The following is a 13,257-nucleotide window of genomic DNA, read 5'->3' on the forward strand; positions in this document are numbered from 1 at the left end:
CAGCAAACGAGCAAAGCCTGATAAAAAAGGCGCTCGCGCCGAATTTGGAAGTCCCATTTCTGCACTCGCAACCGTTAGTTTTTCAACAGAATCGGCGGAAACCGGACCTTAGCTGCGCTTTGCGCGGAGGTCTCCTAAGCAGGACTTACTGCCGTTCACTGCGGTGGCGAACAATGTCTGTTTTGATGAGCCGGAGGACTTCGATGAGAATTTTTCATAAGTAATCAAAGTTGCAGGCTGGTGTGGCGTTGGCCAATTTTTTGCGCCTATTATATACGAAGTGGTTCTCGACTTTAGGAGTAAATTCGTGACGGGAGACAGTTTGGTTCCGACTTTCAAATCGTACCGTGATTATTATCATTTCTAACGCAAGATCTTGAAGTCACGTCGTTATATTAGATCTCCGGAGACGGTAGCTTTTTTGCAAACTGTCGCGGCAACCTGTTCTACACGAGAGAGTATCCTCGATACTGGGCGCTGGATTGAGACGCGCTCAAGTAGCAAATGGCCTGAGACCTATTTATCAGACTATCGACGATGGCGAAGACATCTACATCGATAACGTCGAGTGCGCGGCCAGCAAAGCACGCATGCTGCCTTTGCGCGATCAAGCCTCTGACGGCGCGCGAACTCCCGTGGCATACCCTATCTATATATGGCAACAAACGACGCCACGGCAGTATCGGAAGTCAGGCCCGCGATCGGCGCTTCTGTGACCATTGCCACTATGAAATGTTTGCGCGAATTGAAACTGATTGATTGCAGCGTTCTCCTCGAAAAGCAGTTCAAAATATTTGAACCGCGTTTGGAGCAATTGTGCGAACCAAGAGTGGCGACATGGGTCCAAAGGGTATGCCTTTGATGCGATTTTCAATCTCCCACGACCTTCATTTCATGTCCGTTTGATCAGCGCTGCGTTTGGAATGTTTCTCGGTAACCTGCCGTTAGCTAAGCAATGCACCAAGGTCCGGTTTGGGCCGTTCGCGCCGAAGTCTACTATGCGGGAATTTGTGGTCATTGGCTCCAAATGAGACTTCATTTTCACTGGAGCCAATTTTAGAGCTTTTTAAACAGCCGCTTTCAGATTTTCACGGCGCAATAAATAGAATGAGGCCGCGACTATCAGTAGTGAGCCAAGCCACATTGATCCCGGCGGAACAAACCCGAAAACGGCGATACCGAGACCAACGTTAAGTGGGAGCTTTAGGTGATCGAACGGTTGTAAGTAAGCCGCATCAGATGAGCTGTAAGCCTTTGCCAGCGCATATTGCGCCAGAGCGGTCATCACCCCTGCGGCAATCAAGAGGCCCCAAACGCCGCTCAAATCAGGCGTCAGACCATCGTCTAAAGCAAGAGCTGCATTGATCGGTGTCAGAAGCAGCAGCAGATATACCGTCAAGGATCCCGAGGTATCTGTTTTGGTCAGGTGCTTGGTCATCAGGGATGATATCGCCCACATTGCAGCCGCAGCAATGGCCCATAACGCGTAGGCGGTGAATGTTTCTGACCACGGTGCGAGAATGATCATACCGCCCACAAAGCCGACAAAGACAGCGCACCAACGTTCAAAGCTTGCAGTTTCGCGCAAAAAGATTCTGGCACCAAAAGTCACGAAGAAGGGCGACAGCATAATGAGTGCAATGGCTTGCCAGATCGGGACATGTGCGAGGCTCATAGTCCAAAACTGAACCCCTGCGGCGGCGACGATGACGCGGGCAATATGCATAAATGGACTTAACGTTCTCAACGCTTTGAGACCGTTCGCCATGAGCCATGGCACCGAGAACACGAGCGCGATAGCGTATTGCCAAAATGCGACCTGCGGTGGTGACAGCCCTTCGATCATTGTGCCGTATTGAACAAGTGTGTTCACAACGGCGAATAAAACGCCGGCGATTAACATAAGTGACGCACCAGTAAGTGCTGGCGAAAATGTAGTGTTGAAACGAGTCATGGCGTGGTCCTTTCGTTTACGCTCATAACTCAAGGCAAACAGGACCAAGGCACACGGGCAATGCCCTTGCGCCTCATTTCCCGCTCTCTTTCATCCGGACTATGACCGTCGGCTTTGGAATTGCACCAAATCAGCTGACCCCCGTCAAAGACGGGGCGCTCGCGGGCTTGCAGAAAGATTTGCTTACCGCCGGTGGGGAATTTCGCCCCGCCCTGAGAACGTTGCAGCCACTATTGGCCACATTCAAATTTTTAATGCGCTTATCACTCGGGGACAATGTTTATGTTTGGACTTGGGGACGCATTGGGCACGAAACAGGCCTTTTCTGCCGAGTGAGCTGCTCCCCATTTGTCGTACAGGATCTGGCGTAAATTAAGCTACTCTTTGCACCTGCTGATCGGGTTTGGTCGTTTCAATCTTGTGGATCGCATCATTTAGCGCATCAACGCAAAAGCCAGCCTCCACTCGACCATTGTCCTCGGATCAATGGCGGCCAAGGTCTCGTTTTTCGAGATGCGCCACGCCAGAGGCTTGCGCGTGTGCCTGTCCATGATGGCCACCAGATAAAGGAAGCCACGCCGCATCGGCAGATATGTAATGTCGGCGCACCCACTGCCCGGCAGCACATGTTTACATGTGCGAGAGGAGGACCTGATTGGGCCGATTTACCCGCAATCCACGCAGTAGATAGGGGTAAATCTTGTGACCCTTCGCGGCCTTGATCGTGCTGGGTTTCTGGTCCCCTCTCGTGCATTGCTACGCAATACCCTGCGGGCAGTGGATCGGCATGAGGCCCATCAATCGCATAAGGCGCCGGATGCGCTTTTCGTTCACCAAATGCTGGTCATTGCGCAGGTACCATGTCATCTGACGCACGCCGTAAAACAGGGTCTCAAGGAACTGCTTATCAATGACACGCATCAGATCGAGGCTCATCTCGCTCTCACCTTTGGGCTCATAGTAAAACGACGACAGCGAGATCGACAATAACGCGCATTGCTCGCCAACAGACAGGCCCGAGATATTTGGCTCAACCATTTAGTGCCTCACTTTCCTGTCCACGGCTTGAGCTTTCGTGACAAAAAACATTGGCGACAGCCAACTCTCCGATCTTGGCGTGCAAATCTTTGACCTGTTCCTCGTCAATCTCTGGCGCTTTGCGGTTGCCGCGCTCAAACACACCAGACGCACCCTCTAGTAAAGCCCGCTTCCATTGATGGATCAGTTGGGTGAACCCCAAATCGGGTCGCCAGCCAAGACACCATCCCCTCACCCTTTAGGGCTTCCAGAGCAACTTTGGCTTTAAATTCAGGGGATGTTGTTTCCGTTTCGGCATATCTGATCTCCTTCGTGTTGAAGGTCAGCAGACTACAATTAACAGCTTACGCCAGTGTCCAGTTTTAGGGCGGTAGTTCACATCTTAGCTGAGCCGCAACCCTATCCTAAAAAGCAGGACCACTTCATCCGTTAGAGGTCGGGGAGTAATGCGGCTTTCCCAACTTCTTCTTTCATAATCTTGGCCAACTCACTGAGATATTTTCTTGTGAATCGATTGGAGGGGCCGGAAATTGAAATGCCGGCTTCGACCACACCAAACGGATCGACGATTGGCACCGCCACGCAATTCATTCCCTCGGCCAGTTCTTCAAAATCAAACGCCACCCCAGTGCGCTTCACAACGGTTAACTCTGCACGCATTTTATCTTTGTCGGTGCAAGTTTTGGGCGTGTTTTTTTTCAACTCATTTTCGAAATAGCTGTCGAACACGGTGTCGGGTTGAAACGCCATGATCGCCTTGCCAACGGATGTTGAATGCAGCGCGCCTCGGTTACCAATACTGAAATCGACCGCGACAAGCTGCGTGCCTTTAGCTTTTTGAAGCAGCATCGTCTCAGGACCCATAAGTTCGGAATAGTGACAGGTCTCGCCTGTGCGCTGCGCAATCACATTGAGCAGACGTTCGATTACAAATCGGTCCGTGCCCGCGTTCAAAACCGGTTTTGCCAAGGCGAGCATCCCGCGGCTAATGCGATATGTTTTGGTCTCGGCGTCCATTTCGACATAGCCCGCGTGTTCCATCGTGCGTAGCAACCGATAGGTCGTGACCCGTTCAATGTTTGCCATTTTGGAAATGTCTGGCGCGGTGGCCGGTGACGGCAGGTTTGCGACAGTTTCAAGCACTTGAAAGGCTTTGAGAACCGTTGAGCTTTTGTTTGAGTCGCGCGTCATGAGGCTCCAAACCGTTTGAACAATATGTGTACAAGACTGATACACAGGTTGTATCTGCTTGTCTACGTTAACGTGAAATGAAGGAAAATAGAATTTGTACGCATATAGTACGAAATTTAATTGTTAATATACAAGCATTTAAATAGATTCACTATTCATAGTGTTCATTATTTGTTGACTTAGTTTAAATGTCGAACGAACAAGGGTCGTACAATAATTGAACGACGCAATGGGGACGACAGGGTGAATATGCTAATTTCGGGTGAATGGGTTTCGTCGACTGACGGTGCTGAAATGACAATTCACAATCCATACGACGGGTCTGTTTTGGGTCATGTCCCTGCCGCGACTGTTGCGGATGTGGACCGCGCCGTCGGTGCGGCCGTCGATGCCAAATCTGCGATGGCGCGGATGCCAGCGCATGAGCGTGCGCGCATTCTAGAAGACGTGTCCCGCCGCATCACCGAAAATCGCGAGACGTTGGTCCAGTTGTTGAACGCTGAGAATGGCAAGACATTCAAAGAGATCAACGGATGGGAAATCGACGCCGCAGCACGCATCATCAAAGGCTACGCCGAAGAAGCCAAGCGCCTGCACGGCGACACCATTCCGTTGAACAGCATGAAGGGCTTGGAAAATTCACTCGCTTATACTGTCTATCAACCGCTGGGCGTTGTGGCCGCAATTGTGCCGTTCAATTATCCTGTCGAGCTGTGGTCACACAAACTGGCGGGCGGTTTGGCGGCTGGCAATTGCGTGATCACCAAAGCGCCCGAAGAATGCCCTCTGACGATGCTGGAAATCTCGCGATATTATGAAGAGGCTGGCCTGCCAAAGGGCGCGCATCAAATTCTGACAGGTCACGGCGAAGTCGTCGGCGCGCGTTTGGCTAAAATCGAAGGCGTTGATATGATCTCACTGACAGGCAGCACCCGCGTGGGCAAACTTGTGTCTGCTGCGGCCTCGCAAACCTTGAAAAAGGTCCACTTGGAACTGGGCGGCAGCGACGCGACGATTATTTGTGGTGATGTCGATCCCTTAATCGCAGCACAGGCGATTGTGACGGGGCGGTTTACGTCTGGAAATGGTCAGATTTGTTGCGCGGTCAAGCGTGTGTTCATCGACAAAACCATTCACCAAGCCGTCGTAGATCACGTGCTCACGCTGACACGCGGCCTTGTTGTTGGCGATCATACGGATCCTGCCACAGACGTTGGCCCACTGATTTCAACCCGTGCTGCCGACACCGTTGAACGCCAAATTCAGACCGCTGTATCTGAGGGTGCCACGTTGCTGATGGGGGGTGTGCGGACAAATCAACAGATCACCCCAGCCGTATTTGTCGATGTGGCCGAGGACAATATTTTGTTGCGCGAAGAGGTGTTTGGGCCGGTGCTGCCCTTGGTGCCTTTCGAGACGATCGACGAGGCGGTGACCTTGGCGAACAAAAGTGAATTTGGACTACAAGCCGCCATATTCACAAATGATTTTCGTGCCATAATGAATGCGACCATGAAGCTTGAGGTCGGAACGGTTGTGGTCAATCACCAGTCCGCCATGCGGGTGGAATGCTTGCCATTTGGCGGTCGCAAAAACAGCGGCAATGGCGTGCGCGAAGGGTTTATGGAAACTCTGAAAGACATGAGCGAAGTGAAAACTGTGATCTTTAAAGACGCCTTTGACGTCTTTGATTGCTAGCTGGGGCCTGGTGTGAAGCACATTCGTCTACATAAGATCGCCAAGGCTTTTGGCGCGACTCTGGCTCTCAAAGAGGTAAGCTTTGAGGCGCATCGCGGGCAGGTCGTGGCCATCTGTGGGGAAAATGGCGCGGGCAAATCGACCTTGATGTCGCTTTTGTCTGGTTCTCAACAGCCGACACTTGGCAAGATCGAGATCGATGATCAAAAGACGTTCATTTTGTCGCCGCATAAGGCCTTTGATCTGGGCATTCGCACGGTTTATCAAGAGCTCAGTCTGTTGCCAGAACTGTCAGTCGCGGAAAATCTGTATCTTGGCGAATGGCCGACGAAACGCGTGGCTGGCCTGATTGATTGCATCGATTGGGATAGGCTGTTTGCCGATGCTGAGGCCGATTTAGAGGCCTTGGGGATTAGTGATATCAATGTGCGCAATGCCGTTGGGTCCTATCCCGTGGCCTTGCAGCAGATGATTGAAATCGCCAAGGCCAGCCGTGTGTCGCCTGAGGTTTTGATCCTTGATGAACCCACGGGCGTGTTGACCCAAACCGAAAGCGATGTGTTGTTTCGGCTGATCGAGACGCTCAAAAGCCGCGGCACGATTGTGTTCTATATTTCGCATCGTCTTGAAGAAGTTCTGGACATTGCCGACACGTTTGTTGTGCTCAAAGATGGCGTTTCTGTCGATACGTTTTCACGCGAAGACGCAACCAAAGACCGCCTGATCCGCTCTATGGTTGGGCGTCCGTTGGAAGACATTTTTCCCAAACGCGGCACGGCTGGCACGGAAATCTTGCTCAGCGTTACGGGGCTGAGGGCGGCGCCGAAAGTGGCCGATGTGTCGTTCGAATTGAAACGCGGCGAGATCTTGGGATTTTGCGGTCTTGTCGGGTCTGGGCGTTCCGAAGTGATGCGCGCGATCTTTGGCGCGGACCCTATGGATCATGGCACGATTGTGATCGATGGCGCCGCGTTTGACGCGCCAAGCCCCGCGCGCGCTATGGCCGCAGGCATTGGGTTCGTGACGGAAGAACGCAAAGTCGATGGTCTGGTTTTGGACGCGGATGTCATTGACAATGCGGGCCTTGCCTCGATGGACCAAATCGGGTGGGGGCCGTTTCTAAACCGCCCTGCGCAACGTGATATGGTGTTTCAAAAGGTGCAAGAACTCGACCTGCGCCCTCTCAACCTTGCCTATATTTTGCGCCGCATGAGCGGTGGCAATCAACAAAAAGTGGTTCTGGCCAAATGGTTGCTGATGAAGGGATTGAAAGTTTTGATCCTCGACGAGCCAACACGCGGCGTTGATATCGCGACCAAGGTCGAAATTTACAAACTCATTGCAGACTTGGCCCAGCAAGGGATCGGGATTCTATTGATCAGTTCAGAAATGCCCGAGGTTCTTGGTCTTGCGCACCGCATTAACGTAATGCGCGACGGCAAGATCGTGGCCGAACTTGATCCGGCAACAACCTCCGAGCACGATATTTTCGTGGCCGCGGCAGATGTGGAAAGACCCAAAAATGACCTCTAAGAACACCAGCCCAACGACGCAAAACTGGACCTTCAAACACATGTCCAAATCGGCCAAGACCAATCTCATTTTTTGTGTGGTTCTGGTGCTGCTGATCGTGATGACGGGGCTGACCTCGGATGTGTTTTTGACCGAACGCAATATGGTCAACGTGTCGCGCCAAATGGTGACCACCGGCTTTTTGAGCATCGGGATGTATGTTGTCATTCGCTCTGGCGGCATCGATTTGTCGGTCGGGCCAACGCTGGCGTTTGCCGGTCTTTTGGCCTCTGGCTTGCAAGGTCAGGTGCATATCAGCGTCGCCATATTAGCCGCTTTGACAGTTGGCGTAATCATCGGTTTGATCAACGGCATTTTGGTTGCCTATATGCGCCTGCAACCTTTCATCGTCACCTTGGCTATGATGGGCGTGGTGCGCGGGGCTTTGTATATTTACAGTGAATCGCCAACCTATGCGTCTGATAAATTCTTTTTGAAAACGCTTGGAGCGGGCAAAGTGTTTGGTGTTCTGCCTGTGCCGTTTTTGATTTTCTTGGCCTGTATTCCCATTGTGTGGGTGTTCATGAATCACACCCGTGCAGGTCGCTCGATCATGGCGATTGGCATCAGCCCCGAAACTGTGCGTTTGGCAGGTGTGAACGTCAAAGCCAAAACCACGCTGGCCTATGTGATCTGCGGTTTTTTTGCGGCCCTTGCAGGTGTTCTGCTGGCGGCGCGTCTTGGAATTTCACAACCCAGCGTCGGGGCAGCATACGAGCTTGATGCGATTGCGGCCGTGGTGATCGGCGGCGGCATCTTGGGCGGCGGTGGCGGCTCGGTCGGGGGGATGTTTGGCGGGGTTATCGCGCTGGCGGTGATCGACAACATCCTGAATCTTTTCAATGTCCAGTCTTACTATCAGCAGATCGTAAAGGGCTTGATCATTCTAGTCGCCGTCTTGGTGCGCCGGAAACCATCTTAACAATCCACGACACACTTTTGGGAGGAAACAAAGTGATGAACTTCAAGCAAACCACAGGTCTTTTGACGGCGCTGGTCGCCATGTCAGCAGGGGCGGCGTCAGCAGAGGATAAAACCCTGACCATCGGCATGGCAAACTTGTTATACGGCGCGCCGTATTTCGCAGGAATGGACACAGCCGTACACCGCGAGGCGGACGCCTATAGCAACGTCGATGTGATCTCAACAGATGCTGGATTTGACGCAGCCAAAATGGCGTCAGACATCGAGGATCTTATCGCCAAAGGTATCGACGGTCTAATCGTGAGCGCTGGCCCCACCGAGACCATTCCATCCGCCCTGATCGCAATCGAAGAAGCGGGCATCCCAGTGGTTTTCGTCGATCGTTTGTGGCAAAACACCGACCTGTCCACGCCGTGGAATTGGGTTGGCGCGGAAAATGATGTGATGGGCAACGCGATTGGCGAACATGTCGAAGAACACTTGGGCGGTACGGGCCATGTCTTGGTGATCAAGGGCGGGCCTGCGGACAATTCCATCGGGCTTGCGCGGTCCAACGGCTTTATCGATGCGGTCAGCTCAAGTGCCGATATCGAAGTGACCATTGCACCTGGCTTCGGCAATTGGGGACTTGATGGTGGTTACACACTCATGTCCGACATGCTGGCGTTGCACGACGATCTGAATGCGGTTTTCTGTGAAAATGACGCGATGTGCCTTGGCGCACAAAAGGCGGCCGCCGATGCGGGACGTTCTGCGGATATGGTCTTTGCTGCCTCTGATGCCAGCAAAGAAACTTTGTGGGAAATGCAGCAAGAGGGCACCAACTTTATCGCCACGGCTGTAAACGACAGCGACGAGATTGGTCGCGTGGGCTTCAATCACTTGATGGGTCTGTTGGCTGGAGCGAAATTGCCCAATATCACACCGCTTTATTCTGGTTTGGTTCTCAAAGAAGAAGCGGCGAAACGCTACGATCCAAAGAAAGTCTTCTAAATCCGCTTAGGGTTTGAACGTTCGAAAAGCGGCGCAGGTTTTGCGTCGCTTTTTGCATTTTGTGGCAGCCCTAAAAGAAGGCCTTTCATGGGGCGTCTGAGTCTATTGATCCACGGTAGACGTTTTGCAAAATGCAACCGTTGGAATACTTGCCCCCCCCCCCACAATCGTATGATATCAGAGGGTGTTGTTTTCGCTGGTCATCGCTGTTTTGACGCAAAGATTTCAGCCATTTCAAACGATCTACAACACCGGAATTTTCCCCAATATGGGTTTTACGCACATCGATGCCGATCCGATAACCGTCGTACCAATAGGTTTTATGATTTCGAACAACCCGTGTTGGTGTGCCGCGCAGACTGGAAATAGAAGCGTTCAACAGCGATCTTTGAAGATCGTGGTAAGCTGCGTGTGCCGTTGTCGAATGTCGAATGTCGAATGTCGAATGTCGATTTATCATCGCGATATCCATATTCGTCAAAAAGCAAATGTGTTGAACACGATTTCACATAACAGCGATTTTGAAGGAACATCTAACCTGTACCGCGCAGGCGCATCGTTTGGCCCAAAACGGGCACAGCAACATGAGGATGGGATGATCGTGCCAGCTCATTCTCGATCTGCGCATCACTGATCGTGTTAAAATCGAACATGCCGAAGTGATGCGGCACCAGAATAGGGACGGTACGGGCCAGCGAGGCCGCCTCTGAAAAGGTGAAGTTTCCAGGAATGCCATCATGCAAGCGCTGCGCATCGCGGCCATTCACCGGCAGCAGTGCAATATCTGGCGCAAAAGTTTCGACGCGGCCTTGCAGGCCCTCAAAGGGGATACTGTCGCCCGAATGGTACAGGCTAAACGTGGGGCATTTGATCCCGTATCCCAAATAAAAATGCGCACCTTCAGCATTGCGTTTGAGGTCTTCATGCGCGGCTGGAAAGGTCACGATAGTGAGCTCAGCCAGCGGCGATAACTCTTGATTTGAATCCACCAAGATCAAATTAGCGCGAGGGTTTATTCGCTCCCGCGCGGCATCTTCGCAAGCAGCAGGAACCATGAAGGCAAGATCAGGGAACCGATCATACAGTGGCCCAAGTGTGTCAGGATCCATATGATCAGTATGGGCATGCGTGATCAGAACCAGATCGGGTTTTGGCAGATCCTCAACTGAAATAGGCGCAGGCGCCATCCTGATATGCGGATGCTTTTTGCCCGCATATTTGCGCGCCAGACTGTCAGACAAATATGGATCAATCAAAATCGAATATCTGCCTGTTTCAATCCAAAAGCCTGCCTGACCCAACCAGTATAGGCCTGCTTCGCCCTTTGTCGGAAACCCGTCAACGCAGTCAATGTTCATAGAACAACAAGGCCTCAAGTAGATTTTGAACCGCGCGATCTGTTGATCGCTCAACGGATTCTTTGGTGAAACCACCGATGTGGCTTGTCAAAATCACACGTGGATGTGCCAATAGTTTTGACGGCGCAGGAGGCTCCTCATCAAAAACATCAGTCGCATAGGTGCCAACCTGCCCTGTCTCCAGCGCCGCAAGCAGGGCAACCTTATCGACGAGACCCGCGCGGGCCGTGTTTACAACAACGCCACCGGCAGCAAGGCGGGCAAAATGCGCAGCTTGAATCAAAGGTTGTCCATTTTCAGGCATAGGCGCGTGAAGACTGACGACATCTGCTCCATCGAAAACTACATCCAGATCAACGCGTGTAAAATTGGGATGGTCCAAGGTGTCGCCCGGTGCAAATGGATCATACCCTTTGACATGCGCCCCAAGCCCAAGACAAAACTCAGCGAAGCCCTTTCCGATGGCCCCGAGGCCAAGAACCCCAACCTGCGCGCCTTGCATCTCGCGACCGATTTGGCGGGTCCAATCTCCTGATTTCATGCCTAGATGCGTTGGTACAACCTGTCGCAATCCGGCCAAGGCCATTGTCAAAGCCAGCTCCGCAACACCGCGCGCATTCGTCGCCTGCGCGCGGCACACTGTGATATTCTTGGCTTCAAGCACTGACATAGGCAGATTGTCGACACCTGTCCCGTTTCTCGAAATAACCCGAAGATCAGTGGCCGCGTCGATGGCAGCCTGCGACACCGGCTCGACCCCCGCAATCCATCCGATGCAGCCTGGAAGGAACCGAATCAAATCAGCCTCAGAGGGTGTTTGACCTGGTCTCGGCGCGACAATTTCAAAGCCTGCTTGCGTAAGAGGTGCCAAACTCGGATGGCAGCCCTGAGACAAAGAGCGTGGCGTCACCAAAATACGGGTCATGTCGTGCGTCCTGTGACATCTGCCGCGATGCGTGACAGCGCCTCAAACTTGGGTCCCGAGATTGGGATGTCAACGTCGAATACCTCAGCAATCACTTGGGTCCAACCATGAATGAAATACGTCCAGCCATCCTCAATCTGAAGCGATTTTGTATCGTGTTGCGCATTGGCTTGATCTAAAAAGACCAAGTCTCCTCGGTAGTTTAATTCCCAAACAACTGCATTTTTTGGAAATTGAGCATCAAAGGTCAAAGGCGATCCGGGCGCATCTTTTCCCAGACCCGTCGCGTTGATCACAAGAGACCGCGGTTTGAGCAAGCCCAGCACCGCGTCATTGTCCTCAGGGGTGGGCGCGAGCACATAATCGCAGGGGATATCTGTGTCGAGCTGTTCGTGAATCTGTCGGATATGATCCAAACGGCTTTGCGATCTGTTAGACACGACAATCCGAGACGGACGATTTTGTCCGCGACTTTGCTGCATCAGATGCCATGTGAGCGCGATGGTCGACCCGCCCGCCCCCATTGAAAAGACCTCAGCCCCTGTGGTGGCGAAGTGATTGGGCGGTAAAAAACCGTCAATCGACAAACCAGAAGACACTGGATCTTTAGCATGGCAGATCAATTTGCCATCACGTTTTGACAGACAGCTTGTCTCAGCCATGAGTGCCGCATGGGGATCAATTTCATCAAATAGATCGCGCGCAGCTGCAAACAAATCAAGTTTATGCGTCGTGACCAATGCCCCGCAAGACAAAGGGTCCGTTTTGATAAAATTGACCACATCGCGATAGTTTTGAGACGTGTCATGGGGCGGCATGTCAATGCCCTGCATATGCACATCCCCAAGCCCCAAATGGTCAGCCCATTTGGGAAAAACCGTCATGATCGACGACTGCCCTGTGGTGACGCCGATGAAATAAAAGGTTGGTTTAGTTGCCGGTTTAAGGATCATTTCTGACCTCGAATTTCTGCAACGCGGGCAACGGCCTGCGCGGCGTTGTCGCGAATCCGATCCCAATTTCCGGCAGCAATATCGGCACGTGTTGCTATCCAAGTACCGCCAACGGCGCGCACGTCAGGCAACGCGAGCCAATCCGCCAAGTTATCCAACGTGACACCGCCCGTTGGATTGTACCCCATCCCCGTGTGCGAATAAGGTGCGGCAATGTTTTTCAACATATTTGGCCCCCCCGCAGGCATGGCAGGGAAAAATTTGACCATTTTGCAGCCTGCGCGCAGCGCTATCTGCAGATCACTTGGGGTCATAATGCCCGGAGCAAAGGGCAGCCCGCGCGAAGTGGCATATTGCACAACCTGCCCGTCCACGCCCGGCGCAAGACCAAACCGAGCGCCTGCCTCCAGTGCTGCGTCGACGTGTTCTTCGATGAGCACTGTTCCTGCGCCAACTTGTACATCAGGGCGGTGACGCGCCATGGCCATGATCGCGGCAGCGGCGGCGGGTGTCCGAAAAGTGATCTCGGCCACAGGCAAGCCACCTGCGACAAGCGCATCGGCAAGTGGCAGCGCGTCTTTTGCGTCATCAATCGCAATCACTGGGACAACGCCGTAAGTAGAAAGTGTATCAAAAATGGACATTTGGAAG

12 protein-coding genes, 2 pseudogenes and 1 riboswitch are annotated in these 13,257 nt (G+C 52.6%); of the genes and pseudogenes, 4 read left to right on the forward strand and 10 right to left on the reverse strand.

Annotated elements, in window-relative coordinates; all coding sequences use genetic code 11:
- Positions 1-1,066: 1,066 nt before the first annotated feature.
- The 5 genes and pseudogenes from KO503_RS13780 to KO503_RS13795 form a co-directional block, all read right to left on the reverse strand.
- Positions 1,067-1,954: a DMT family transporter gene (locus tag KO503_RS13780; RefSeq protein WP_215992135.1), complete on the reverse strand. Its 888-nt coding sequence runs from the start codon at positions 1,952-1,954 to the stop codon at positions 1,067-1,069.
- Positions 1,955-2,032: 78 nt separating this feature from the next.
- Positions 2,033-2,178: riboswitch (FMN riboswitch) on the reverse strand.
- Positions 2,179-2,463: 285 nt separating this feature from the next.
- Positions 2,464-2,794, reverse strand: a pseudogene (locus tag KO503_RS18095) (hypothetical protein); the annotation flags it as partial.
- Positions 2,795-2,800: 6 nt separating this feature from the next.
- Positions 2,801-2,992 (reverse strand): annotated as a pseudogene (locus KO503_RS13785) (IS3 family transposase); the annotation flags it as partial.
- Positions 2,985-3,194 carry a hypothetical protein gene (locus KO503_RS13790; protein WP_215992137.1) on the reverse strand — a complete coding sequence of 70 codons (210 nt, stop codon included), beginning with the start codon at positions 3,192-3,194 and terminating at the stop codon, positions 2,985-2,987. The gene KO503_RS13790 and the pseudogene KO503_RS13785, both read right to left, overlap by 8 nt.
- 227 nt (positions 3,195-3,421) lie before the next feature.
- On the reverse strand, positions 3,422-4,183 hold the full coding sequence (locus tag KO503_RS13795; protein ID WP_215992138.1) for an IclR family transcriptional regulator: 762 nt from the start codon (positions 4,181-4,183) through the stop codon (positions 3,422-3,424).
- Between the two features lie 249 nt (positions 4,184-4,432).
- Between KO503_RS13795 and KO503_RS13800 the strand changes: the two genes are divergently transcribed.
- Genes KO503_RS13800 through KO503_RS13815 form a run of 4 tightly spaced genes read left to right on the forward strand, consistent with a single transcriptional unit; the run spans position 4,433 to position 9,370 of the window.
- Positions 4,433-5,881 carry an aldehyde dehydrogenase family protein gene (locus KO503_RS13800; RefSeq protein ID WP_252731100.1) on the forward strand — a complete coding sequence of 483 codons (1,449 nt, stop codon included), beginning with the start codon at positions 4,433-4,435 and terminating at the stop codon, positions 5,879-5,881.
- Positions 5,882-5,893: 12 nt separating this feature from the next.
- On the forward strand, positions 5,894-7,414 hold the full coding sequence (locus tag KO503_RS13805; protein ID WP_215992140.1) for a sugar ABC transporter ATP-binding protein: 1,521 nt from the start codon (positions 5,894-5,896) through the stop codon (positions 7,412-7,414).
- On the forward strand, positions 7,404-8,375 hold the full coding sequence (locus KO503_RS13810; protein ID WP_215992141.1) for an ABC transporter permease: 972 nt from the start codon (positions 7,404-7,406) through the stop codon (positions 8,373-8,375). Before KO503_RS13805 ends, KO503_RS13810 begins: the two co-directional genes overlap by 11 nt.
- 35 nt (positions 8,376-8,410) lie before the next feature.
- A complete protein-coding gene (locus KO503_RS13815; RefSeq protein WP_215992142.1) occupies positions 8,411-9,370 on the forward strand; it encodes a substrate-binding domain-containing protein in 960 nt (319 codons plus the stop codon).
- An 85-nt stretch (positions 9,371-9,455) separates the two neighbouring features.
- On the opposite strand, the gene KO503_RS13820 is transcribed toward KO503_RS13815, so the two are convergent.
- The 5 genes from KO503_RS13820 to eda all read right to left on the reverse strand — a co-directional run bounded on the left by KO503_RS13820 (position 9,456) and on the right by eda (position 13,250).
- On the reverse strand, positions 9,456-9,830 hold the full coding sequence (locus KO503_RS13820; RefSeq protein WP_215992143.1) for a hypothetical protein: 375 nt from the start codon (positions 9,828-9,830) through the stop codon (positions 9,456-9,458).
- A gap of 73 nt (positions 9,831-9,903) precedes the next feature.
- On the reverse strand, positions 9,904-10,728 hold the full coding sequence (locus KO503_RS13825) for an MBL fold metallo-hydrolase (RefSeq protein WP_215992144.1): 825 nt from the start codon (positions 10,726-10,728) through the stop codon (positions 9,904-9,906).
- Positions 10,718-11,653 (reverse strand): phosphoglycerate dehydrogenase, encoded by a 936-nt coding sequence (locus KO503_RS13830; RefSeq protein ID WP_215992145.1) that lies wholly within the window; start codon positions 11,651-11,653, stop codon positions 10,718-10,720. The genes KO503_RS13825 and KO503_RS13830 overlap by 11 nt, the downstream gene beginning before the upstream one ends.
- Positions 11,650-12,606 (reverse strand): shikimate dehydrogenase family protein, encoded by a 957-nt coding sequence (locus tag KO503_RS13835; RefSeq protein WP_215992146.1) that lies wholly within the window; start codon positions 12,604-12,606, stop codon positions 11,650-11,652. The genes KO503_RS13830 and KO503_RS13835 overlap by 4 nt, the downstream gene beginning before the upstream one ends.
- Positions 12,603-13,250, reverse strand: a complete 648-nt coding sequence (gene eda, locus KO503_RS13840; RefSeq protein WP_215992147.1) for a bifunctional 4-hydroxy-2-oxoglutarate aldolase/2-dehydro-3-deoxy-phosphogluconate aldolase — start codon at positions 13,248-13,250, stop codon at positions 12,603-12,605. Before eda ends, KO503_RS13835 begins: the two co-directional genes overlap by 4 nt.
- Positions 13,251-13,257: the final 7 nt, after the last annotated feature.

Origin of the sequence: Pacificibacter marinus (assembly GCF_018860505.1) — a bacterium.
In the GTDB taxonomy this organism is placed as follows: Bacteria; Pseudomonadota; Alphaproteobacteria; order Rhodobacterales; family Rhodobacteraceae; genus Celeribacter; species Celeribacter marinus_B.